The organism is Ideonella sp. (genome assembly GCF_035254525.1).
In the GTDB taxonomy this organism is placed as follows: domain Bacteria; phylum Pseudomonadota; class Gammaproteobacteria; order Burkholderiales; family Burkholderiaceae_C; genus Ideonella.
On the sequence record NZ_DATFAN010000074.1, the window covers coordinates 1 to 22,500 of the forward strand.

At 71.5% G+C, this 22,500-nt stretch carries 20 protein-coding genes; 9 read left to right on the top strand and 11 right to left on the bottom strand.

Going from position 1 to position 22,500, the window contains the following annotated elements:
- The coding region (locus tag VJ693_RS07355) for a glycine betaine ABC transporter substrate-binding protein (RefSeq protein WP_324152882.1) at positions 1–1,098 on the top strand (1,098 nt) is incomplete at its 5' end.
- Complete coding sequence (locus VJ693_RS07360) at positions 1,098–2,288, top strand: tetratricopeptide repeat protein (protein ID WP_324152883.1); 1,191 nt, start codon at positions 1,098–1,100, stop codon at positions 2,286–2,288. The genes VJ693_RS07355 and VJ693_RS07360, both read left to right, overlap by 1 nt.
- 11 nt (positions 2,289–2,299) lie before the next feature.
- On the opposite strand, the gene VJ693_RS07365 is transcribed toward VJ693_RS07360, so the two are convergent.
- Complete coding sequence (locus VJ693_RS07365) at positions 2,300–3,871, bottom strand: class I adenylate-forming enzyme family protein (protein ID WP_324152884.1); 1,572 nt, start codon at positions 3,869–3,871, stop codon at positions 2,300–2,302.
- Positions 3,872–3,894: 23 nt separating this feature from the next.
- Positions 3,895–5,616 carry a thiamine pyrophosphate-binding protein gene (locus VJ693_RS07370; RefSeq protein WP_324152885.1) on the bottom strand — a complete coding sequence of 574 codons (1,722 nt, stop codon included), beginning with the start codon at positions 5,614–5,616 and terminating at the stop codon, positions 3,895–3,897.
- Between the two features lie 177 nt (positions 5,617–5,793).
- Here VJ693_RS07370 and VJ693_RS07375 point away from each other — a divergent pair, with 177 nt between their 5' ends.
- The 4 genes from VJ693_RS07375 to VJ693_RS07390 all read left to right on the top strand — a co-directional run bounded on the left by VJ693_RS07375 (position 5,794) and on the right by VJ693_RS07390 (position 11,616).
- Positions 5,794–6,990 carry an FAD-dependent oxidoreductase gene (locus VJ693_RS07375; protein WP_324152887.1) on the top strand — a complete coding sequence of 399 codons (1,197 nt, stop codon included), beginning with the start codon at positions 5,794–5,796 and terminating at the stop codon, positions 6,988–6,990.
- A gap of 196 nt (positions 6,991–7,186) precedes the next feature.
- On the top strand, positions 7,187–8,854 hold the full coding sequence (locus tag VJ693_RS07380) for a PQQ-binding-like beta-propeller repeat protein (protein WP_324152888.1): 1,668 nt from the start codon (positions 7,187–7,189) through the stop codon (positions 8,852–8,854).
- 47 nt (positions 8,855–8,901) lie between these two features.
- Positions 8,902–9,654, top strand: coding sequence for an MBL fold metallo-hydrolase (locus VJ693_RS07385; protein ID WP_324152890.1), 753 nt, complete (start codon positions 8,902–8,904; stop codon positions 9,652–9,654).
- 78 nt (positions 9,655–9,732) lie between these two features.
- Positions 9,733–11,616, top strand: a complete 1,884-nt coding sequence (locus VJ693_RS07390; RefSeq protein ID WP_324152891.1) for an ATP-binding protein — start codon at positions 9,733–9,735, stop codon at positions 11,614–11,616.
- A 27-nt stretch (positions 11,617–11,643) separates the two neighbouring features.
- On the opposite strand, the gene VJ693_RS07395 is transcribed toward VJ693_RS07390, so the two are convergent.
- Positions 11,644–12,036: a 4-oxalocrotonate tautomerase family protein gene (locus tag VJ693_RS07395; RefSeq protein WP_324152893.1), complete on the bottom strand. Its 393-nt coding sequence runs from the start codon at positions 12,034–12,036 to the stop codon at positions 11,644–11,646.
- Between the two features lie 89 nt (positions 12,037–12,125).
- On the opposite strand from VJ693_RS07395, the gene VJ693_RS07400 reads away from it, so the two are divergent.
- Both VJ693_RS07400 and VJ693_RS07405 read left to right on the top strand, forming a co-directional pair.
- The gene (locus tag VJ693_RS07400; protein WP_324152895.1) at positions 12,126–13,067 is read left to right on the top strand and encodes a LysR family transcriptional regulator; all 942 of its coding nucleotides are present in this window, start codon (positions 12,126–12,128) and stop codon (positions 13,065–13,067) included.
- Between the two features lie 39 nt (positions 13,068–13,106).
- Positions 13,107–14,132 (top strand): ribonuclease Z, encoded by a 1,026-nt coding sequence (locus VJ693_RS07405; protein ID WP_324152897.1) that lies wholly within the window; start codon positions 13,107–13,109, stop codon positions 14,130–14,132.
- On the opposite strand, the gene VJ693_RS07410 is transcribed toward VJ693_RS07405, so the two are convergent.
- A complete protein-coding gene (locus tag VJ693_RS07410) occupies positions 14,123–14,380 on the bottom strand; it encodes a DUF3297 family protein (RefSeq protein ID WP_324152899.1) in 258 nt (85 codons plus the stop codon). The two genes, VJ693_RS07405 and VJ693_RS07410, sit on opposite strands and share 10 nt — an antisense overlap.
- Positions 14,381–14,431: 51 nt before the next feature.
- Between VJ693_RS07410 and VJ693_RS07415 the strand changes: the two genes are divergently transcribed.
- Positions 14,432–15,421: an LLM class flavin-dependent oxidoreductase gene (locus VJ693_RS07415; protein WP_324152901.1), complete on the top strand. Its 990-nt coding sequence runs from the start codon at positions 14,432–14,434 to the stop codon at positions 15,419–15,421.
- A 4-nt stretch (positions 15,422–15,425) separates the two neighbouring features.
- Here the strand turns inward: VJ693_RS07415 and rpoD are convergent, their stop codons facing one another.
- The 7 genes from rpoD to VJ693_RS07450 all read right to left on the bottom strand — a co-directional run bounded on the left by rpoD (position 15,426) and on the right by VJ693_RS07450 (position 22,470).
- Positions 15,426–17,603 carry an RNA polymerase sigma factor RpoD gene (gene rpoD, locus VJ693_RS07420; protein WP_324152903.1) on the bottom strand — a complete coding sequence of 726 codons (2,178 nt, stop codon included), beginning with the start codon at positions 17,601–17,603 and terminating at the stop codon, positions 15,426–15,428.
- Positions 17,604–17,662: 59 nt separating this feature from the next.
- Positions 17,663–17,902: a F0F1 ATP synthase subunit C gene (atpE, locus tag VJ693_RS07425; protein ID WP_324152905.1), complete on the bottom strand. Its 240-nt coding sequence runs from the start codon at positions 17,900–17,902 to the stop codon at positions 17,663–17,665.
- A 90-nt stretch (positions 17,903–17,992) separates the two neighbouring features.
- Positions 17,993–18,421, bottom strand: coding sequence for a YybH family protein (locus VJ693_RS07430; RefSeq protein WP_324152906.1), 429 nt, complete (start codon positions 18,419–18,421; stop codon positions 17,993–17,995).
- 118 nt (positions 18,422–18,539) lie between these two features.
- Positions 18,540–19,826, bottom strand: a complete 1,287-nt coding sequence (locus VJ693_RS07435; protein ID WP_324152908.1) for a PQQ-binding-like beta-propeller repeat protein — start codon at positions 19,824–19,826, stop codon at positions 18,540–18,542.
- Between the two features lie 114 nt (positions 19,827–19,940).
- Entirely contained in the window at positions 19,941–20,591 is a 651-nt protein-coding gene (locus VJ693_RS07440; RefSeq protein ID WP_324152909.1) for a hypothetical protein, read from the bottom strand.
- 95 nt (positions 20,592–20,686) lie between these two features.
- Positions 20,687–21,667 carry a mammalian cell entry protein gene (locus VJ693_RS07445; protein WP_324152911.1) on the bottom strand — a complete coding sequence of 327 codons (981 nt, stop codon included), beginning with the start codon at positions 21,665–21,667 and terminating at the stop codon, positions 20,687–20,689.
- Positions 21,667–22,470 carry an ABC transporter permease gene (locus VJ693_RS07450; RefSeq protein WP_324152913.1) on the bottom strand — a complete coding sequence of 268 codons (804 nt, stop codon included), beginning with the start codon at positions 22,468–22,470 and terminating at the stop codon, positions 21,667–21,669. The genes VJ693_RS07445 and VJ693_RS07450 overlap by 1 nt, the downstream gene beginning before the upstream one ends.
- Positions 22,471–22,500 lie beyond the last annotated feature (30 nt).

Below are 22,500 nucleotides of genomic sequence, written 5' to 3' on the forward strand. Positions count from 1 at the left end.
CGCCAGCCCTCGCTGCGCCTGGGCCTGAGCAACGAGTTCATCGGCCGCGCCGACGGCTGGCCCGGCCTGGCCTCACGCTACCGCCTGCCGCAGCAGCCCACCGGGCTGGACCACGGCCTGGCCTACGAGGCCATCGCCGCCGGCCAGGTCGACGTGATCGACATCTACACCACCGACGCGAAGATCGAGCACCTCGGCCTGCGTGTGCTGGCCGACGATGCGGCGCACTTTCCTCGTTATGACGCGGTGCTGCTGTACCGGCTGGACGTGCCCCGGCGCTTCCCGGCCGCCTGGGCGGCGCTGGAGCGGCAACAGGGGCGCATCGGCGAAGCCGAGATGATCGCGATGAACGCCCAGGCCGAGTTGCAGGGCCGGGGCTTCGAGGCCATCGCGCGCGCGCACCTGGCCCGCGCCGGGGCCGGAACGGCCGCCGTGGCATCGGGCGCTGCCGCGGTGGCCGCGCAGCCGGCCGAGGGCTTCGCCGCGCGCCTGTTCGGCCCCGATCTCGCGCGCCTGTCGGCACAGCACCTGGGGCTGGTCGCGGCCTCGGTGGCCCTGGCGGTGCTGCTGGGCGTGCCGCTGGCGCTGGCCGTGGCCGACCATGCCGGCGCCCGCACGATGCTGCTGGGCGCCACCGGCCTGATGCAGACCGTGCCGTCGCTGGCCCTGCTGGCGGTGCTGATCTCGCTGCTCGGCCGCATCGGCACGCTGCCGGCGCTGCTGGCGCTGACGCTGTATGCGCTGCTGCCGATCATGCGCAACACCTGCACCGGCCTGGCCGAGGTGCCGGCTGGGCTGAAGCTCGCCGCCCAGGCGCTGGGCCTGCGCCGCGGCCAGCGCCTGGTGGCTGTCGAGCTGCCGCTGGCGATGCCGGTGATCGTGGCGGGCGTGCGCACCGCGACGACGATCTCGGTCGGCACCGCGACGATCGCCGCCTTCATTGGCGCCGGCGGCTACGGCGAGCGCATCGTCACCGGGCTGGCGCTGAACGACCGCGTGCTGCTGCTGGCTGGCGCGTTGCCGGCCGCGGCGCTGGCGCTGCTGTTCGAGGGTGGCTTCGGGCTGGTGGAGCGCTGGATGCGCGGCCGGGGGCGATGATGCACACCCGGGCATGGCGATGGGCCGCGTTGGCGCTCGCGGCCTGGGGGCTTGCCGGCTGCGCGCCGGTCGGGCCGGTGGCCCCGGGGACGGGCGGCGCGGCGCTGTTCGTCGACGCGGCCTTCGCCGCGCCGGTGCAGCCGATTGACCCGGCCCGGGTGTTCGCGCTGAGCTCGGCGATGCACGACTACCTCGAGCGCGAGATCGCCGAGCAGGTGCGCGCGCATGGCTTGCAGCGCGGCCTGATCGACGCGCTGTACTCGAAGCAGCAGCTGGCGCTGGCCTACGACGCCGAGTTCACCCGCAATGCCGCCGAGGCCTTCGATGCGCGCGCCGGCAACTGCCTGTCGCTGGCCATCATGACCGGCGCCTTCGCGAAGGCCCTGGGGCTGGCGGTGCGCTACCGCGCGGTGCAGGTCGACGACAGCTGGGGGCGCGACGGCGACCTGGGGCTCTACGTGGGCCATGTCAACGTCTCGATCGGCCGGCAGGTGCCGGCGGTGCGCACGATCGACAACAGCCCGGACTGGTGGACCATCGATTTCCTGCCGCCCGCCGACATCAAGAACCAGCGCACGGAGCCGATCAACGAGGCGCGCATCGTCGCGATGTACATGAACAACCGGGCCGCCGAGGCGCTGGCGCGGCGCCGCACCGACGACGCGTACTGGTGGGTGCGCGCGGCGATCCAGGCCGACCCGGGCTTCGCGGACGCCTACAACACCCTGGGCGTGACGTACTGGCGCCGCGGCCTGCCAGCCCCGGCCGAGGAGGCCTTGCACGCCGCGCTCAGGCGGCGGCCCGAGCACCCGCAGGCGATGGGCAACCTGGTGGTCGTGCTGCGCCAGCTCGGCCGCCCGGCCGAGGCCGACGGCCTGGAGGCCCGCCTGGCGCGGCTGCACAAGACCACCCCGTTCGCGGCCTTCCAGCGCGGCCTTCAGGCCTACAACGCCGGCGATTTCGCCCAGGCGCGCGACCAGTTTGCGCGGGCCGTGGCCGGCTCGAACGACTTCCATGAATTCCACTACTGGCTCGCGATGAGCTACCTGCAGCTGGGCGACACCGAGCGGGCGGCGCGCCACCTGCACGAGGCCGAGGCCAACAGTGCCACGCGGCAACAGCAATCCGCCTATGCGGCCAAGCTGGCGCGGCTGAAGGCGGGCGCCGGCGACGGGCCGCCGCCGCATTGAGGCGGTCCAGCCTACTCCGGCAGATCGCGCGCCAGCATCTCACGCAAGCGGCGATGCTGGATCTTGCCGGTGGCCGTGCGCGGCATCTGCGCCTCCGCGATGAAGGTGACGGCGCGCGGGCGCTTGTAGCCGGCCATGCGCTCGCGGCACCAGTCCAGCAACTCGGCCTCGCTGACGGGCTGGCCGGGCCGCGCCACCACGACCGCCCGGACCGATTCGCCCCATTTCGCGTCCGCCACGCCGATCACCGCCACGTCCTGCACGGCAGGGTGGGCGCCGAGCACGGCTTCGACCTCCGCCGGGTAGATGTTCTCGCCGCCGCTGATGATCATGTGGCTCTTGCGGTCGACGAGCTGGATGTAGCCATCGGCATCGCGCCGGGCCAGGTCGCCCACCGAGCACCACTCGCCGCGGAAGGCCTCGGCGGTCTTCTCCGGGTTCTTCCAGTAGCCGTCGAACACGTAGGGCGTGCGCGAGTAGAGCTCGCCGACCTCGCCGTCGGGCACCTCGCGGCCGGCTTCGTCGAGCAGGCGGATCGCGCCCGAGCCCGCCCACTCGCGGCCGACCGTGCCCAGGCGATCGAGCTGCTCGTCGGGCCGCAGGAGGGTGACCCAGCCGGCCTCGGTCGAGCCATAGAGCTCGAACAGCTTCGCGTTGGGGAACAGGGCCATGACCGCCCGCTTGGTATCGGGCCGCGCCGGGGCCGAGGAGATCAGCAGCTTGCCGACGGCGCCCAGGTCGTGCTGCGCCTTCACCGCGTCGGGCAGGCCGAGCATCATGATGTAGTGGGTCGGCACCAGCGAGGTGAAGCTGATGCGCGATTCGGCCAGCGTCGCCAGCACGGCCGCGGGGTCGAAATGCGGGCGATCGTCGACGACGATGCTCGCGCCGAGCATCGCGAAGGTGACCGCGAAGTACAGCGAGTTCGCGTGGCACATCGGCATGACCAGCAGGGCGGTGTCTGCGCTGCCGAGCCCGAACTCGAGCGCGGTGGCAAAGGCGATCAGCGCGTTGCCTTCATGGCTGCGCATCGCGCCCTTGGGCCGGCCAGTGGTGCCCGAGGTGTACATCAGGGCGAACAGGTCTTCGGGGCGCACCGCGACGGCAGGCGGCTCGGCACCGGCCGCGTCGACCAGCGCCTCGTAGCCTTGCCAGCCGGCGGGCAGGGGCGCGCCGGCGGTCGTGCCGAAGACGATGCGGTTCGCGGGCATCGCCGTGCCGGCGAGCGCTGACTCGGCCTCGTCGCGCAGCGCCTCCTGCACGATGGCCGCACGCGCCTGGCTGTGCTCGACGATGTAGGCGATCTCGGGCGCCCGCAGGCGGAAGTTGATCGGCACCGCGACCAGGCCGGCGCGGCCGAGCGCCACGTAGATCTCCAGCCACTCGAGGGCGTTGTAGGCGAGCAGCGCCACGCGGTCGCCGGGGGCGAGGCCAAGGCCGCGCAGCGCGTTGGCCAGGCGGTTGGCGCGCTCGTCCCACTCGGCGTAGCTGAGTGCGCGGCGGGAATCGCGCGCGCCGATCCGCGCCGGCCGCACGCGGGCGTGGGCCGCCACCGAGTCCGACAGGGTCAGCAGATGGCTCATGGGGGTCTCCTTGCCATGCGGGTTCAGCGGCGGCGCGCCTGCTCGGCGTCGTCCCAGGCGGTCAGCGCCTGCCGGTCGGGCACCCAGCCCAGGCCCTTGCCGGCGTCGGAGCTCAGCGCGTCGCGCGTCACCACCACGTCGATCAGCGCCGGCGCGTTGGCGAAGGCGTCTTCGATGGCGCCCTGCAGGCGGGCCGGGTCGGTTACCCGCTCGGCGTGCAGGCCGAAGGCGCGGGCCATGGCGGCGTAGTCACTCCAGGCCAGCGTCGTGCCGACGACGCGGCCGCCGTAGTTCATCTCCTGGTCCAGCCGCTCGATGTTCCAGGCGGCGTTGTTCGAGACGATGAAGACCGCCTTGGCGCCGTGGCGCTGGGCGGTGTCGATCTCCATCGCGTTGATGCCGAAGGCGCCGTCGCCGGTGATCGCGACCACCTGGCGGTCGGGGTGGAGCAGGGCGGCCGCCACGGCGTAAGGCGCGCCGACGCCGAGGCAGCCGAAGGCGCCGGCGTCGAGGTAGTGCCGCGTCTGAAGCCCCATGCGGGCGAAGCTCAGCAGGTCGCCGCCGTCGGCGATGGTGATCGCCTCGGGCTTCAGCACCTGGCGCAGGGCCCCGAAGATGCGGTTCGGGTGCATGTGGCCGTCGCGGCCGGGTTCGGCGCTCAAGAGGCTCTCGGCGTACTTGAGCGCGCGCCGCACGTGCTCGGCGCGCAGCGCCTGCGTCCAGGCGGTGTCGAGCGCCGGCGCGGGGTGGCCGATGGCCGCGGCCAGCGCGTCCAGCGCCAGGGCGGGGTCGGCCAGCAGCTCGACCTCGCCGCGCCGGTTGTCGCGCAACTCGTCGGCGTGGTCGGCGATGCGGATGAACCTGGCCTCCCGGAAGACGGCCGGCGAGCCATAGGCCATCTGGTAGTCGAGCTTGCGGCCGACGACCAACACCAGGTCGGCCTGCTGCATGGCCTGCGCCCGCATGGCGCCGACGACCGAAGGGTGGCCGGCATCGACGAGGCCGCGGCTTTCCTGCGTGTCGAGGTAGACGGCGCCGGTGGCGTCGAGCAGCCGGGTCAGCGCGGCGGCGCTGCCTTGCGCGCCGCGGCCGGTGACCACCAGCGGGCGGCGCGCCGCGCGCAGCAGCGCGGCGGCGCGGGTCACCTCGGCGGCATCGGGCGGCAGATGGCGCTTCGGCTTGGCGCGCAGGTGCTCGTCGAGCACGACGGCGGCCGGCACGGTCTCGCGCAGCACGTCGGTCGGGATCTCGACATAGACGGGGCCCGGCGGGTTGCCGTCGCCCTCGGCCATGGCCCAGGCCTTGTCGAGCTCGCGGGCGACCTGGTCGGCCACGCGCAGCGTGCGCGAGCGGCGGGTGACGGGCGCCAGGATGGCGGCATGGTCGATGCCCTGCAGCGGCCCCAGGTCGTCCTGCGGCCGCGGTGGGCAACCGCCGATCAGAAGCACCGGCACGCGCTCGAGGTGGGCGTTGGCCATCGCCGTCACGCAGTTCGTCACGCCCGGGCCGGCGGTGGCCAGCGCGACGCCGAGGCGGCTGGACAGCGCCGAGTGCGCCTGCGCCATGTGCACCGCGGCGCCCTCGTCGCGCACGTCGACGATGCGCACGCCGGCCTGGGCGAGCTGATCCCAGATCGGCTGGATGTGGCCGCCCTGGATGCCGAAGATGCGGTCCACGCCGCGCTCGACGAGGAAGCGGGCGACGATCTCGGCAACGCTGCGGGCGGGAGTTGGGGTGGTACTCATGGCGGGGCGTCCTTTCGGCGTGCGACCCCGGCGGTTGGCGCGGGGCCAGGCCGTGATGTTCGAACGCTGGGTTCACAGTTGTCAAAGAGCGGATCGCGCAAGCGGGCTACCTGATCGCGCGGCGGCGTGGCTGATCCGCGCGGCCGATAATTTCGCCCTTCGGACTTCTTCGCCACGATGAAACGCCGCATCTTTCTTGGCCGCGGCAGCGCGGCGCTGGCCGCCCTGTCGCCACTGGCCGCCGCTTCCGCGTGCGAGGTGGTGCCGGCCGCCGGCTTCGCGCCGCCGCCAACGCTGGCGCCGATCCGCGCGCAGCCCGATCGCCTGATCGACATCGCCGTCTGCACGCGGCCCTTCCGGCCACAGGGCCCGCGCATCGAGGCCGAGCGCCGGGCCGGGCGGACCATCGTGCACAACTACGGCCACGGCGGCAGCGGCTGGTCGCTGTCATGGGGCTCGGCGCGGGCGGCGCTGCCGCTGATCCTGGCCACGCGCGAACCGCGCATCGCGATCGTCGGCTGCGGCGCGATCGGCCTGACGACGGCGCGCGTGGCCCAGCGCGCGGGCCTGAAGGTGCGCATCTACTGCAAGGAGCGCCCGCCGGAGGTGCGCTCGTCGGCGGCCACGGGCGTGTGGTCGCCCGACTCGCGCCTGTGCGCCGAGGAGCATGCGACCCCCGCCTTCGCAGCCGCCTGGGAAGCCATGGCGCGCGCCTCGTTCAAGACCTACCAGAGCCTGCTCGGCCTGCCAGGCGAGCCGGTCGCCTGGCACGACGGCTACGTGCTCTCCGACGAGCCTTTCGACCAGCCGGTGCCCGGCGCGAGCGGCGGCCAGGGGCATTCGGCCGAGCCCGAGTACGCCGAACTGGAACCGCGCATCCGCGAGCTGTGGCCGCGCTCGCAGCTGCTGCAAGCGCACGAGCACCCGTTCCCGGTGCCGCACGTGCGGCGCTACACACAGCTCGTGTTCAACCTGGCGAGCTATTCGCGCCTGCTGATGGACGATTTCCTGCGCGAGGGCGGCGAGATCGTGCAGCGCGAGTTCACGAGCCCGCGCCAGTTCGCCTCGCTACGCGAACGCACGGTCGTCAATGCCACCGGCTACGGCGCACGCGCGCTGTTCGGCGACGACACCATCGTGCCGGTGCGCGGGCAGACGGCGCGGCTGATCCCGCAGCCCGAGGTCGACTATGGGCTGCTCTGGCGCGGCCACAACCTCGCCGTGGTGCCACGGCGCGACGGCATCTTGGTGCAGGCGCAGGGCGAGCACGATTTCGGCGACGACAGTGTCGTGCCGGATCGCGCGGCGTCCGAAGCGGCCGTGCTGCGGCTCGCCGCGCTGTTTCCGCCGCAGGCCGCCCGCTCGCGTGCCTGACCCCCCCGCGATTGCAGCTTGCTGCGTTTGAAAGCGGTCACTACGATCGATCGCTCCCCATGCCTGCGGCCTGCGGCGCGCTGATCCACCCGGGCCCGTTGCTCTTCGTTTCCCTCGTCCATCGCAGGCGGCCACTGTCGATCAGCACGCGGTGCCGGGCCGATGGTCCGGCTTGTTCTGAGGACTGGAGGGATACATGACGAGCGATCAAGACTCGTGCCGGGCGTCGTTCGCCCTGGCACGCCATGCGCGCCTGCTCGGCGCGACCTTGTTGTGCGGTGCCGCGCTGCTGGGCCCACGGCCCGCGGCATGGGCAGCGGGCGCCGGCTCGGATTGGCCGATGTTCGGCCAGAACGCGCGCAACACCGCCGCGCAAGCGGGCGACACGACGATCTCGCCGGCCAACGTGGCCCAGCTCGCCGTCAAATGGACATACACCACGCAAGGCGACGTGTCCGCGCGCGCCGCGGTCGTGGGCGGCATCGTCTATTTCCCCGACTGGGGCGGCTACCTGCATGCGGTGAAGGCCGCCGACGGGCAGGCAGCGTGGAGCGTGGACCTCGCCTCCTACGGCCTGACGGGCAGTGGGGACGGCCACTACCACGCGCGCACCACGCCGGCCGTGGTCAAGGGGGTGCTCTACGTCGGCACGCAGGAGGGTGCCTGGCTGCTGGCCATCAACGCCGCCACCGGCGCCCTGGTCTGGAAGACGCAGCTCGAATCGGCGCAGAACGATGCGTTCGCGCTGATCACCAGCTCGCCGACCGTCGTCGGCGGCACGGTCTATGTCGGCGTGGCCTCGCTCGAGGAAGGCATCGCCGGCTTCGACCCGAACTACCCGTGCTGCAAGGCCCGCGGCAGCGTCGCCGCCGTGCAGGCCAACAACGGCCGCCTGAAGTGGAAGACCTACACGCTGCCGGCCGGCTACAGCGGTGCCGGCGTGTGGGGCAGCAACCCGGCTGTGGACACCGGCAGCGGCCTGGTCTACGTCGGCACCGGCAACAACTACAGCCACCCGCAGAGCGACGCGCCCTCGAGCATCCCGGGCGTGAGCTACGGCCAGTGCATCGCCGACGGCGGCAGCGCTGCATCGTGCAACAGCGCCGACGATCACGTCGATGCCGTGCTCGCGCTCGACATCGACACCGGCGCCATCCGCTGGAGCCGCCTGCTCGTGAACTGGCAGCAACCCGGTGTGACCGATGGCTCCGACGACTGGAACGTGGCCTGCTTCATCCCGCCGTTCACCAACTGCCCGAGCAATCCGGGGCCCGACTACGACTTTGCGTCGGCGCCGAACCTGATCACCTACCAGACGGCCAAGGGGCCCAAGACCATCCTCGGCGCGGGCCAGAAGAGCGGCATCTACTACGCGCTCGACCCGAAGACCGGCACGGTCCTGTGGCAGACCCAGGTCGGCCCGGGCTCGTCGCTGGGCGGCATGGAGTGGGGCTCGGCGACCGATGGCAAGCGCATTTATGTGCAGGTCGCCAACTTCTACGGCATGCCGACGCCGATCGGCACCTATGCCGGCTTGTGGGCCGCACTCGATCCGGCGACCGGCGCCATCCTGTGGAGCACCGCCGACCCGAACGGCTCGATCGCGCTCGGTTCGGTGGCAGTGAACAACGGCGTGCTCTACGCCCCGTCGATGTCCGGCACCGCAGCCACTGACCCGACGATGCTGGCGCTGGACGCCGCGACCGGCCAGCTGCTGTGGAGCTACGCGGCCGGCTCGTCGGTGGTCGCCGGCGCCACGATCGTGGGCGGCGTCGTCTACTGGGGATCCGGCTATGCCCACCTGGGCATCCCGGGCTACACGCCCAACAACCGCTTCTACGCGTTCTCGTTGAACGGGCAGTGAGCGTGGAGCCGGGTTGGAAGCGGCGGCGGTGGCTTTGCGCCGCCGCCGTGTCGGCCTCATGGGCATGGCCGGCGCGGGCGCAGCCGGCCGACGCGGCGCCGATGCGCACCGAGCTGCTGAAGACCGGGCTGTTCCTGATCTCGGGCGGCGGCGCCAATTCGCTGCTTCGGTTGAGTGCGCAAGGGCTGATCCTCGTCGATGCCAAGTTCGACGCGAGCTACCGGGCGCTGATGGCGCAGGTGCGCCGCGCCAACCGGATCGCGGACCTGCCCTTGCGCGTGCTGCTGCTGACCAGCGCCGACGCCAGCCACAGCGGTGGCGCGGCGCGCTTCCTCGCGGCCGGTGTGCCGATCGTGCTGGCGGCGGGCGCACGGGGCGCTGTTTCGGCCGCACCGCCGGCGTCGTCCCCCTCGTCGGCCTCGTCGGCCTCGTCGGCGTCGTCAACGGGCCGCGGCGGCGCGGCGCCGGCCGTGGTGGCCGTCGACCGGCAGTACGACTTCGAGCTCGGCGGGGCGAAGGTGCGGATGCTGGCGTTCGGGCCCGCCCGCGGGGGCGGCGATGGCGTCGTCTGGTTCCCCGACCTGAAGGTGGTGGCCGTGGGCGAGTTGTACACCGCGGGCGCTCCGCAGCCGGTGGCCGCCGAAGGCGGCAGCATCGCGGCTTGGTCGGCGGCGCTCGACCAGGTGCTGATGCTGGATTTCGATCTGGCCGTGCCGGGCAGCGGCCCGCCGGTGCGTCGGGCCGAGCTCGAGGGCCTCCGGGCCCGACTGGCGGCTCGCGCCGACGCCCCGGGGGGCTAGCCCCGGCAGCCCGGGGCCGGCAGCGGCAATCGGCGGCAATCGGCGTACCATTCGACGCCAGCCTACCGATGAGGTGACGTGGACGCACACGAAGCGCCTCCGTTCGAATCCAGCTTCACGCTCGACGCCGCCCTGCTGGCCGATCGCAAGGCGGACAACGCGCGTCGCCTCTACACCGTCCAGATCCCCGCCGTGCGCGCGGCCGGCTTCGGCATCGTCTGCGTCATGGCGCTGCTGCAGCATGTGCGCAACCCGGCGGCCTTGCCGCTGCTTCAGCTCGGGTTGCTGGTTGCCGGCAGCCTGCTGTACGCGGGGTTCGCCTGGCTCGCGGTCAGGCGATGCGATGGCCGCATCAACCTCGCCGACCTGAGCCACTGGCTCTTCCATGTCGACGTGCTGGTCTGGCTGCCCAACCTGTACTACTTCGAGCAGTCCAACCTGTTCTTCGCCTTCTTCCTGCTCGTGCGCGTGGCCGACCAGGTGGGCTTCGGCTTCCGGCGGGCGCTGTACTTCAACCACGTCGTGTGCCTGGCGTACATCGGCTACTCGGTGTTGATGCTGCTGCGCGAGCCCGGCGTGGCGAGCTGGTCCGACCGCCTCGCGATCGTCGGCACGATGTACCTGCTCGGGGCCTACCTCGCCCTGACCGGCCTGGTGATCGAGCGCCTGCGCGACCGCCTGCGCACCGCCGTGCACGCCGCGCGCGACCTCGTCGAGCAGCTCGAGCATGAGACCCGCGCGCTCGAGATGCAGACGGTGGAGCTCGATTTCGCGCGGCGCCAGGCCGAGCAGGCGAACCAGGCCAAGTCGCAGTTCCTGGCGGTCGTGAGCCACGAGATCCGCACGCCGATGAACGGCATCCTCGGCACGACCGAGCTGCTGCTCGGCTCGCAGCTCACGCCCGATCAGCGCCGCTACGCCAAGACGGCGCACCGCTCGGCGATCGTGCTGCTGGCGCTGATCGACGACGTGCTCGACCTGTCGCGCATCGAGGCCCGCGAGCTCGTGCTGCACCCCGCCAGCGTGGACCTGCGCGGGCTGGCTGCCGAAGCTGTCGAGCTGATGACCGTGGCGGCGCGCGAGAAGCCGGTCAGGCTCTCGTGCCGTGTGGCGCCGCAGGTGCCCGGCCATGTGGAGTGCGACCCGATCCGCCTGCGCCAGCTGCTGGTCAACCTGCTGCACAACGCGGTCAAGTTCACCGAGCAGGGCAGTGTCTCGCTCGAGGTCACCGTGCTCGGCGAATCGATCGACACCGCGCGGCTGCGCTTCGCGGTGCGCGACACCGGCATCGGCATGGCGCCGGATCAGCTCGACCGCGTGTTCGAGTCCTTCACGCAGGCCGACACCTCGAGCACGCGGCGCTACGGCGGCTCGGGCCTGGGGCTGGCGATCGTCAAGAACCTGGTCGAGCTGATGAACGGCCAGGTCGGCGTGACGAGCCGCCAGGGCGAGGGCTCGACCTTCTGGTTCGACCTGAGCCTGCGCAAGCGGCCTGCGCCGCCTGCCGTGACGAAGACGCCCGCGCCCGCGCCGGCGCCGGCACCGGCGGCCGAGCCCGACAAGCTCCCGGCCCAGGTGTTGCTCGTCGAGGACGACGCCGTCAACCAGCTCGTCGTCGAGAACATGCTGGCCAAGCTCGGCTGCGCGGTCGAGGTGGCGAACGACGGTGCCGCCGCCTGCGAGGCCGCCGAGCGCGCTCGCTACGACCTGATCCTGATGGACCTGCACATGCCCGGCATGGACGGCTACGAGGCCACGCAGCGCATCCGCCAGGGCGAGAAGCTGCGCGGCATCTACACCCCCATCGTCGCGCTGACCGCCGACACGCTGGCCGGCGACCGCGAGCGCTGCCTCGATGCCGGCATGGACGATTTCGTCACCAAGCCGATCAGCACCGCGATGCTGGCGGCGGTCGTCGAGCGCTGGACGGGCCACGGCATGCCGCCACCCACCACCTGGTGAGTGGCGGGCGCGGGGCGACCCGGCCGCTCAGGGGTGGTGGAAGCGGAACTCCTGCGTCTTGCCCCCGTAGCCGTAGGCCGTGGGGCGGACGTCCTGCACGTAGATGTAGCTCTCGTCGTGCAGGTTGCCCAGCAGCGCCGCGAACCCCTCGAAGACGGTGCGGATGTACTCGGCCTTCTCGGCCTTGGTGTTGGTTTCATCCACCACCTTGATGTCGAGATAGACGCTGTGCTTGCCCTGCTCGGCGAGCGTCGAGCCGCCGACGATCCAGTGCTCGGGGTCGACGTAGTCGATGGTGATGGCGGTCAGCCGAGGGTTCTTGCCGAGGATCCGCGCGGTGTGTTCCAGCAGCATCGCGCAGATGCGCCGGGTCGTTTCGGCCGAGCGCGGTGCCGAGACCTTGACGTTGATGATGGGCATGGGGTTTCCTTCGGCGTGGAGTGGGAGTGGCCTCACTGTAGGCAGCGCGCTTGCCCGCCGACAGCCATGCAGACGAGAATCGGCTTTGCATGAAACGCAAGACCATGGCCGGCGACGGCACCACGGCGCACGCCCACCCCGACGACATCGGCTGGCTGATCCGCAGCATCGAACTGGGGTCGATGTCGGCCGCGGCGCAGGAGCGCAACACCGCCGTCTCGCAGGTCACCCGGGCCATCGACCGCCTGGAGGCCGGCTACGGCGTGCGCCTGCTGCGCCGCTCGACGCACGGCCTGTCGCTGACGCCCGAGGGGGCGGCCGTCGTCGCGCATGGCCGCGACGTGCTCGCGCGCCTGGCCGAGCTCAGCCACATCGTGGCGGGCGGCCGCAAGGCGGTGGCCGGCCCGGTGCGGGTGGCGGCGAGCGCCGCCATCGCGGACGAGCTGGTCGTGCCCGCGCTGCCGATGCTCCAGGCCAGGCACCCGGCGCTGCACGTCGAGTTGATCGCCGAGGACCGCATCGCCGACCTGCCGACCGAGGGCATCGACGTGGCCCTGCGCACCGCGGTCGGCCCCAGCGAGAGCGTCGTCGCGCGCCGGCTCGGCGAATTCCGCCGCGCGCTGTATGCCTCCCCCGCCTACCTGGCCGCGCGCGGGGCGCCGGCAACGCCCGAGGACCTGCCCCGCCACACCGTCATCACCCACACCGGCCTCGGCCAGTTCAACCGCTGGCGCTTTCGGGTCGAGGGCAAGCTGATCGACACGCTGGTCAGCGGCGGCCCGGCCGCCAACAGTACCTGGCTGATCCAGCGCATGATCCGCGCCGGCATGGGCATCGGCCTTGTGTCCATGCCCTTGGCCGCGCGCATGGTCGACGCCGGCGAACTGGTCGAGGTGCTGGCGCCCTACCGGGACACGACCCGGCACACGATCTACGCCGTGGTCCTGCCCGAGCGGCAGCGCACGCCGAGGATCCGCGCCGTGGTGGATTTCCTCGCCTCGATCACGCCCGCGCGCTGGACGGCATCATGAACGGGCCGCGCCGGCCCTGAACCGCCGCGGCGGTGCCCGATGCGAACGATCCTGGACCCTCATCTCGTCGACCCGTCGGCGTTCGAGCCGGGGCTGGTGGTGGACGTGCGCGACGAGCGCCGCGCGCTGCTGTTCGACCTCGGCGAGCTCGAACGCCTGGCGCCGCGCATCCTGCTGCGCGTGACGCATGCCTTCGTCAGCCACACCCACATGGACCACTTCGCCGGCTTCGACCACCTGCTGGCGCTGGCCTTGGGCCGCATGCCGCGGCTGGTGCTGTGGGGTGGGCCGGGCTTCGTCGACCAGGTCGAACACAAGCTGCGGGCGTACACCTGGAACGTGGTGCACCGCTACGAGGTGCCGATGGTCATCGAGGTCCATGCGCTGGGCGTGGACGGCGCGCGCCGCCACGCGCGCTTCGACAGCCGCCGCCGCTTCGAGCGCGCCGACGAGCCGCGCGGGCCATCAGGGGAGGCGGGTGACGGCGATCTGCTGATCGACGACCCGCTGTTCAGCGTGCGCGCCCGTTTCGTCGACCACGAGATGTCGGTGCTGGCCTTCGCGATCGACGAGAAGCCGCAGCTGCGCGTGGCGAGCGACCGCCTGGCGGCCATGGGCCTGGCCACCGGCGCCTGGCTGCACACGCTGAAGGACGCGGTGCGGGCGGCCGCCCCGGCCGACACGATGCTGGAGATCCGCTGGCGCGACCGCGCCGGCGAGCATCGGCTGCAGCGCCGCCTCGGCGAGCTGCGCCCGCTGGTGCTCGACGAGGTGCCGGGCCGCCGCATCGGCTACGTCACCGACCTGCGTTTCACCGAGGCCAACATCGAGCAGCTCGCGCAGCACCTGCGCGGCGTGGACCTGCTGTACATCGAATCGGTCTTCCTGGATGCCGAGCGCGAGCATGCCTTGCGCAAGAACCACCTGACGGCCGCCCAGGCCGGCGAGATCGCCCGGCGCCTGGGTGCGAAGAGGGTGGTGCCGTTTCACTTCTCGCCGCGCTACCGCGGGCGGGAGGAGGCGCTGCGGGCCGAAGTGCTCGCAGCGATGGGCGTTCAGCAGTAGAACGCCTCGACCTGGCCCTTGAGCTTGATCGTCATCGGCTTGCCCTTGCGGTCCAGCGTCTTGCCGGCGGGCACCCGGATCCAGCCTTCGCTGATGCAGTATTCCTCGACGTCGTGCCGCTGCTTGCCGTTGAAGCGGATGCCCACGTCGTGCTCGAACACCGCGGCCACGTAGTGCGGGCTCGCCGGGTCGACCGACAGGCGGTCGGGCAGCGGCGGCAGTGACTTGGCGGCTTCTACTTCGTTCATCGAATCCTCGCGTGTCATGGGGTTGGTGGCCCTGGCCCTACATTGTCGGCCATGCCACCTCTGTCGATCCTCGATCTCGTGCCCGTGACTCTGGGCGCCACGCCGGCCGAGGCGTTGCGCCGAAGCCTCGAACTGGCCCGCACCGCCGAACGCTGCGGCTACACCCGCTACTGGGTGGCCGAGCACCACAACATGACCGGCATCGCCAGCGCGGCGACCTCGGTCGTCATCGGCTACCTCGCGGGCGGCACGTCGACGATCCGCGTCGGTGCCGGCGGCGTGATGCTGCCCAACCACGCGCCGCTGGTGATCGCCGAGCAGTTCGGCACGCTGGAGTCGCTCTACCCCGGCCGCATCGACCTGGGCCTCGGCCGCGCGCCGGGCACCGACCAGACGACCATGCTGGCGCTGCGCCGCGATCCGCACGCGGCCGACAGCTTCGTGCAGGACGTGCAGGAGCTGCAGGCCTTGTTCGAGCCCGTACACGAAGGGCAGCGCATCCGCGCCGTGCCCGGCGCCGGACTGCGCGTGCCGCTGTGGATCCTCGGCTCCAGCCTGTTCGGCGCGCAACTTGCCGCGGCGCTCGGGCTGCCCTATGCCTTTGCCTCGCACTTCGCGCCGGCCGCGCTGCACCAGGCGCTGCAGGCCTACCGCGAGGGCTTCCGCCCGTCGGCGCAGTGTGCCAAGCCGCATGCGATGGTCGGCCTGAACGTGATCGCCGCCGACACCGACGAGCAGGCGCGCCACCTGTTCACCTCGCAGCAGCAGGCCTTCACCAACATGGTCCGCAACCGCCGCGGCCTGTTCCCGCCACCGATCGACGACATCGACAGCTACTGGTCGCCGGCCGAGAAGGCCCACGCCAGCGGCATGCTCGCCTGCTCGATCGTCGGCTCGGTGGACACGGTGCGACGCGGCCTCGCCCGGTTTGCCGACGAGACCCGGGCCGACGAGCTGATGATCGTCTCGGCGGTGTTCGACCCGGCGGCGCGGCAGCGCTCGGTCGAGCTCATTGCCGAGGCTGGCGACCTCGCGCCCTAGCCGCTCAGAGGCCTTCGGCGTACGCCCGGAGCTTGCCGGACAGGCCCCGGTGCTGGAGCTTGCGCATGGCCCGGGCCTCGATCTGGCGAATGCGTTCACGCGTCACGTCGAGCTGCTTGCCGACTTCCTCGAGCGTGTGCTCGCTCCTCATGTCGATCCCGTATCGCAGGCGCAGGACCTTCGCTTCACGGGGCGAGAGCTCGTCGAGAACCTCGCTGACCGCGCCACGCAGGCTCGCCTGCATCGCCACTTCCATCGGCGCCGGGCTGTGCGTGTCCTCGAGCAGGTCACCCATCGTGGTGTCGCCCTCGTCGCCGACCGGCAGCGCCATCGAGATCGGCTCCCTGACGATCTTCATGATCTCGCGGATCCTCGCCTCGGGCAGCGCCAGCTTGCGTGCGAGCGTGGCAGGGTCGGCCGCGACCCCGTGCTCGTGCAGGTGCGCCCGGCTCACCCGGCTCAGCTTGTTGATCGACGTGAGCACGTGCACCGGGACGCGAATGGTCCGGGCCTGGTCGGCGATCGCCCGCGTGATGGACTGGCGGATCCACCAGGTCGCATAGGTCGAGAACTTGAACCCGCGCCGGTACTCGAACCGGTCCACCGCCTTGATCAGGCCCAGATTGCCTTCCTGGATCAGGTCGAGGAACTGCAGGCCGCGGTTGGTGTACTTCTTGGCGATCGCGATGACCAGGCGCAGGTTGGCCTCGATCAGTTCCTTCTTCGCGTCGAGCGACACGCGCTCACCGTCGGTCATCCGCCGGTGGACGGCCTTCAGCTCCTCGAGCGGGAGCACCGCCCCCGCCTGCAGCGCGGCGAGCTTGGCTTGCAGGTCCTGCACGGCCGCCGCGTGGCGGCCCAGGGCGGCGCTGTAGGGGCGGGCCGCCATGGTCTCGGCATCGACCCACGCGGGATTCAGCGCGTTGGATGGGAAGTGCTCGACGAAGTGATCCTGCGGCATGCCGCATCGGTCCACCGCGAGCCGGCGGATGTCGCGTTCGTGGCTGCGAACGAGTTCGACCTGCGTGCGCAGCAGCCCGCACAGCGCGTCGATCGTCTTGGCCGTGAAGCGGATGTCCATCACCACGCGGCTGAGTGCGCGCTGGGCCGATCGGTAAGGCGCCGAGCCATGGCCGTGCTGGTCGTACGCGCGGCGCAACTTGCCGAAGCCGGACCGCACGGCCGCGAACCTGTCGAGCGCGGCGAGCTGCAACTCCGCGAGGCGACGGGTCATGGCTTGACCGCCGCCGTGGCCATCGCCGTCACCGCCGTTGTCGTCGAAGGAATCGGTGTCTTCCTCGGCGACATAGTCGTCCGCCTCGCCGTCGGCGACCAGGCCATCGACGACCGCGGAGATGGTGATCTCGGCGGCAGCGATCTTGTCGGCGTACGCCAGGATCTCGGCGATCACGGCCGGCGAGGCCGAGATCGCCAGCATCATCGCCTGCATGCCGCCTTCGATCCGCTTGGCGATCTCGATCTCACCCTCGCGGGTCAGCAATTCGAACAGGCCCATGTCGCGCATGTACATGCGGACCGGGTCGGTGCTGCGGCCGAACTCGGCGTCGACCGTCGACAGCGCGGCCTCCGCAGCCTCTTCGGTTTCGTCGTCGGTGGCTGCGGCGCCGGCGCGGCCCGCGATCAGCAGCGTGGCGGCATCGGGACGCTGCTCGTAGACCGCGATGCCCATGTCGTCGAGCATCTTCACGGCGGCCTCGACCACCTCGGCGTCGACCAGCCTTTCGGGCAGGTGATCGTTGATTTCCTGCCGGGTCAGGAAGCCCCGCGACTTGCCCAAGGTGACGAGCGCCTTCAACTCGTCGCGGCGCAGATCGGCCTCTTCGTCGCTCAAGGCCGCCACATCCAGGCCGAACTCACGGACGAGCGCACGTTCCTTCGTTTTCGGCACCTTCATCCGCAACGGCTTCGCCGGCTTCACGGCCGCGGCGCGCGGACCCCTCGACTCTTCGATCATTCGTACCGGGTTACCTACTTCTTCATTCGCGGGGCGACGGCGGTGGTGTCGACGGCGATGCTGGCGGCGGGAACGGGCGGCTTGGGCGTCGCCCGCTTGGGTTTCTTCGCTTCCTTGTTGCCGTGTTGGCGTTTGGACATGGTGTTCTCCTTTGAGGGTGGGGTCAATGGCCGGGCCGGCTGGTCGGTCGGGGGTACGGTCTCTCACGAGCCTGGGGCCGGGCCCGGCCCTTGTCTGTCTGCTGGCGAACACAGGGCGAGCGCGCGTCACCTGAAGGGATTGGCGGTCACCAGCCACAGCCCGATGCCGGTGGCGATGATGAAGGCGCCGTCGGTCACCCCGACGCCGACGAAGTACTTGGCCTGCAACTCGGGGATCAGCTCGGGCTGGCGTGCCGCCCCTTCGAGGAACTTGCTCGTGGCCAGGCCGATGCCGATGCACGAGCCGAAGGCGGGAATGCCGATCAACAGGGCGACGGCGAGGGGAAGCATCAGGTCGGCGGACATGGCGAGCTCCTTTCGGTTGGGGTTGCCGCCAGTCTGGCTGCGCGGGCGCGCGTTCGCGATGACCTGGCAGGTCATGGCACGGTCGCACGGTCAACGCTTGAGTTGAACCTTGCTGCTCGCGGCGTCGACCGGTGCCGAGGTGTGCTCGTGGACGATCTTCCAGCGGCCGCTTTTCAGCCGCAGCGTCGCGCTCATCCGGTTGTCCAGCGAACGGCGGTCTGTGCCGTTCGCCGAGACGGCGCGGTAGGTGACGAAGGCGTGGGCGATGGCGAGGTCGTGGGCGACCGCGACGTGGGTATCGCTGAACTCGACGAGTACGCGTTCGTCATCGGCCAGCGATCCGAACCACTCCGCGGCCGTGGCGCGCCAGTCGGCCAGGCCGCGGTGGCACCAACGGCCCCACAGGTCGAAGACCAGCACCTCGTCGTCGTACAGCGCTGCGAAGGCGTCGACATCCTTCGCAGTGACCGCGCACCGGTAGCGGTCGAGGACTTGAAGAATCGGTTGTTCGGCGGTCATCACGGGGCGTCTCTCCTTGGAGCGGGCCCGTGCCGGGACGGCCGGGCCGACATCTCCACGACGATCGACGCAGCGGCGATTCGACAAACCGCTGCCCCCCGCATTCCCCGCCTCGGCGTCACGGCGCCGCCGGCACCGTGAACCCGAGCACCTTGCCGAGCCGCGAACCGGTGTAGAGCACGCCGTCCGCGACGGCCGGTGACGAGGCGTTGAACTCGCCGCCGTCACCCACCCACAGCGGCGCGCAACTCGCGCCGCCGTCGCCGCAGCGTGCCGGGAAGGCGTAGACGCTGCCGGCCGAAGCGGTCACGTAGACGACACCATTGGCAACTGCCGGCGTCGATCGGTCGATCGCCCCGGCTACCGCGCCGATCCAGCGCGGGGCGCATTCGCCGCCATCGGTGCGGCAATGCGCCGGGTAGGCGTACAGATGACCGTCGTCGGAGCCGACGTAGACGGTGTCGTACGCGACGGCGGTGGAGCTGAAGAAATGGCCACCGACCGTGGCCGTCCACGCCGGGGCGCAGTGGCCCGGCGTGCAGGTCTCGGGGAACGCATAGAGCTTGCCGCTCGGCATGGCGATGAAGACCAGGCCGCCCGCGACCGACGGAGTGTTCACGCGGTCCTCGAAACCGCCGTTGTCGAGGGTGACCGCCCACAGCGGCAAGCAGCCGCGCTCGGCGCAGGTCTTCGGGAACGCGTAGAAGCGCCCGTCGCGCCCCGCGACGTACACAGCCGCGTCACCGAGCGCCGGCGACGCGCCCAGCGGCCCCGCCGTGCCGACGCTGGCCCATGTCCGGTCGCAATCGGAGCCGCCGCTGCCGCAATCGGCCCTGAAGACGATGAGGATGTCGGCGGCGACATAGATGAACCCGCCCCCTCCAATGACCGGGCTCGACGAGTAGATCGACGGGCCCAGCCAGGCGATCCACTTGGGTGCGCAGGTGGCGCCGCCGGCGCCGCAGTCGGTGTCGAAGGCGTAGAGGCGATCCGAATAGAAATAGACCACCTTGCCGGCCACCGCCGGCGTGGCGTATTGCGAGCCGACCGGGATGTACGGCAGGTCGCTTTGCCAGACGGGCGCGCAGCCTGCCCGCTGGTGGACGCAACTGGCCCGGAAGGCGACCAGGCGGCCGTCGTTGTTCTGCACGAACACCTTGCCGTTGGCGACGACCGCCCCGCCGTTGACGTCGGCGCCGGCCGAGCCGGCCCAGGTCTGCTGCAAACCCGGCGCCGTATCGACCGACAGCAGCGATTCGTGGGGGTTGTACCCCTTGCGGTGTGGCCCGAAGCCGCCTTGCGACCAGTCGCCCGGCCGGCCGTGGACGGGCGACTGTGCGGCAACAACGCCGGCCAGCGCCAACAGGGCCGTCGCGGCGACCGTACGCGCCACGATACGAAGCATGGAACCCATCGATCACTCCCGCGGGCACCACGCCCGGCGTGGCCATGTTGGGCGGACGACGCTCGCCGCGGTTGATGCGGCGCAACCCAGCGGGTCGCGCCCGCTGGGCGAAGCTCACGGCGCCGGCTTGACCGACGGCGGCCCCAGCACCAGGTCGATGCGTCGGCGCAGCCGCGCCGCCTCGGCCATGTCGCCCGCCTTCTTGGCCCGCTCGAACTGAACGTACAGCCAGGCCAGCAAGGGCCGGCGCCAGCCCTGCTCGGAGGCGGTGTCGACGGCCAGCGCGATCGTGGCGGGGCTGGCTTGGCCGGACTGGAACAGCACGCCGGCAGCGACCAGGCGCGACAACGGGTCGGGCTGCTCCTTCAGCGCGGCGTCGGCGCTCGCGCCGGCGCTGGCCACGCGGCGCTGCGCCTCGGGCAGCAGGGCGAGGTCCGCTGCCGCGGCGTGGCCGGCCAGGTAGGCCGCGTAAGCACGTTCTGCAGGCGCAGCGTCGGCTTGCAGGACGTCGTAGCCCGCGCAGGGCTCGAACACCAGGCTGGCGACATGCGTGGCGCAGCGCATCAATTCGGCGCGGGCCATCAGGGCCGGGTTGCCGGTGCGGGTGATCTCGCCGCGGGCGCGCTCGAACTGGCGCGCCTCGCCGGCCGAATCGCCCTTCAGGTAGGCGGCCTGGGCGTCCTGTACGGCCTGCAGGGCCTCGGCCCGCCAGTCGGGCGGCACGGGGCCGCTGGCGCAGCCCACCATGGCCAATGTCGCGGCCAAGGCAGAGATGGGAAGCCCCAGTCGCCGCCGGGCCGCCCCAAGGCGACTGATCCCCCTCGGGGGGACCGACGCCGAAGGCGGCGTAGGGGGTCTACTCATGGCAGCGTCAGCTCCTTCGGTTCACCGGCGAACGGCCACTTGCGGTTCAGCTCGTCGACCAGGCGCTGCACCTTGCGCAGGCTGGATTCGACCTCGGCGCGCAGTACGCCCAGGTCGGTGGTCGCCACGCGGGCGTTCTTCGCCACGCCCTCGGCCTCCTTCAGCACCGCATCGAGCTGTTGCAGCGACTGGCGTGCGTCGCGCAGCAGCGCGTCGAGCTGGCGGATCGCGGCGCGCGCGTCGGTCGACACGCCTTGCGGGCCGAAGAGCTGGCTGTCGGCGTGCGAGACGAGGCCGTCCAGCCGCGCCAGCAGCGCGTTGGTCTGGTCCAGCGTCTTGCCGATGCGCGCGGCTTCCTCGTCGCTGCCCATCAGCACGCCCAGCGCGCCCTTCGGGCCCTTGAGCCGCTCTGTCACGGCCTTCAGGTTGGCGAGGCTGGCGCCGAGCGAGGATTCTTCGGCGGTCATCCGGTTCAGGTTCTGCAGCAGCTCGCTCGCGGAGGTGACCACCCGCTGCAACTCGGCCGCGGTGTCGCCGATCAGCACCTTGCGCTCCGCGCCGTCGGGCAGCGGCGGGTCGGTCGGCACGCCGGTGTAGGCGCGCAGGCTGGTGCCGCCGATCACGCTGCGCACGAGGGTGAAGACGCTGGTCTGGCGCAGCCAGTGCGCGTCCGCCAGCGGCACGTCGATGAGGATGCGCGCATTGCCGTCGGCCCCCAGCTCGACGCGGCGCACGCGGCCGATCGGGAAGCCGGAAAAGCTCAGGTCCATGCCGACGCGCACACCCTCGGCGTCCTCGGCCACCAGCACCAGGCGCTGCGTGGCTTCGAACAGGCCCCGTGCGTACATCAGGTACACGGCGGCGCCGGCCACGAGCGCGATGAGCAGCAGCAACAGCAGCCGGGCCTTGAACTCCACGTTGCGGACCGGCGGCGGCGCGGCGGGCGGCGGTGATGATGGGGAAGGGGTTTCGGCCATCAGTAGTAGTTGCCGACCAGCGAGACCGCCTCGATCAGCAGGATCAGCAGGAACATGCGCACCAGGCCTTGCAACTCGGTGCTGGTCCCCAGGCGCGGATGCGGCCGATCGTAGAGCACCGAAGCGACCGGGATCAGCGCCACCGCGAGGGCGAAGAAGACGATCTTCAGCGTGAAGATCATCGCGACGCCAGGGTCGAACACGTGGCCCACGGTGCGCGTGTAGGCCGCGAAACCGGTGGTGTTGAAACCGTAGACCGAGAGGTAGGCCAGCACCAGCGTCAGCCCGCAGCTCACGGCGGCGAGCAGGCACACGGCGAAGATACCGGCGGCCACGCGCGGCAGCACCTCGCGCCGCACCGGGTCCTGCCCCTGCTCGATCAGACGGGCCCAGCCGCCTTCGGCACGCAGGGTGGCCACATCGGCCGCCTGCGGCAGCGTGCAGCGCAGTGCGGCGAACAGCGCCGCGGTCAGCGGGATCAGCTCGAGCACCAGTACCCGCACGACCATCTCGAGCGCGTACTGCGACAGGCCGTAGCTCAGCGAGGTGACCAGCACGATGCGGATCACGATCAGGCTCAGCAGCGCCGACAGCACGCTGAACCAGGCCAGCGCCGGCGCGCTGCCGAGGTAGATGTGGCGTGCGAGCGCGCTGCGCTGGGGCGCGTCGTAACTGGCCGGCGACAGGGCCAGGACGATCAGCGTGGCGCCGAGGTGGACGATGCGCCACCAGCCATGCAACCAGCGCCACGCGGCGCGGCGCAGATCCGCCATCGCCCCGGGCTCGTGTGCCGTGAATGCCATGGCGGGATCATAGGGGCGCGCCGAGGCTAC

Bases quoted from the DNA above. Each gene is read 5' to 3' on its own strand.
- VJ693_RS07405 (WP_324152897.1), top strand. From the start codon at position 13,107: ATGCGAACGATCCTGGACCCTCATCTCGTCGACCCGTCGGCGTTCGAG.
- VJ693_RS07410 (WP_324152899.1), bottom strand. From the start codon at position 14,380: ATGAACGAAGTAGAAGCCGCCAAGTCACTGCCGCCGCTGCCCGACCGC.
- VJ693_RS07375 (WP_324152887.1), top strand. From the start codon at position 5,794: ATGAAACGCCGCATCTTTCTTGGCCGCGGCAGCGCGGCGCTGGCCGCC.
- VJ693_RS07370 (WP_324152885.1), bottom strand. From the start codon at position 5,616: ATGAGTACCACCCCAACTCCCGCCCGCAGCGTTGCCGAGATCGTCGCC.
- VJ693_RS07430 (WP_324152906.1), bottom strand. From the start codon at position 18,421: ATGACCGCCGAACAACCGATTCTTCAAGTCCTCGACCGCTACCGGTGC.
- VJ693_RS07415 (WP_324152901.1), top strand. From the start codon at position 14,432: ATGCCACCTCTGTCGATCCTCGATCTCGTGCCCGTGACTCTGGGCGCC.
- VJ693_RS07400 (WP_324152895.1), top strand. From the start codon at position 12,126: ATGAAACGCAAGACCATGGCCGGCGACGGCACCACGGCGCACGCCCAC.
- VJ693_RS07450 (WP_324152913.1), bottom strand. From the start codon at position 22,470: ATGGCATTCACGGCACACGAGCCCGGGGCGATGGCGGATCTGCGCCGC.
- VJ693_RS07380 (WP_324152888.1), top strand. From the start codon at position 7,187: ATGACGAGCGATCAAGACTCGTGCCGGGCGTCGTTCGCCCTGGCACGC.
- VJ693_RS07365 (WP_324152884.1), bottom strand. From the start codon at position 3,871: ATGAGCCATCTGCTGACCCTGTCGGACTCGGTGGCGGCCCACGCCCGC.
- VJ693_RS07435 (WP_324152908.1), bottom strand. From the start codon at position 19,826: ATGCTTCGTATCGTGGCGCGTACGGTCGCCGCGACGGCCCTGTTGGCG.
- atpE (WP_324152905.1), bottom strand. From the start codon at position 17,902: ATGTCCGCCGACCTGATGCTTCCCCTCGCCGTCGCCCTGTTGATCGGC.
- VJ693_RS07395 (WP_324152893.1), bottom strand. From the start codon at position 12,036: ATGCCCATCATCAACGTCAAGGTCTCGGCACCGCGCTCGGCCGAAACG.
- VJ693_RS07445 (WP_324152911.1), bottom strand. From the start codon at position 21,667: ATGGCCGAAACCCCTTCCCCATCATCACCGCCGCCCGCCGCGCCGCCG.
- VJ693_RS07360 (WP_324152883.1), top strand. From the start codon at position 1,098: ATGCACACCCGGGCATGGCGATGGGCCGCGTTGGCGCTCGCGGCCTGG.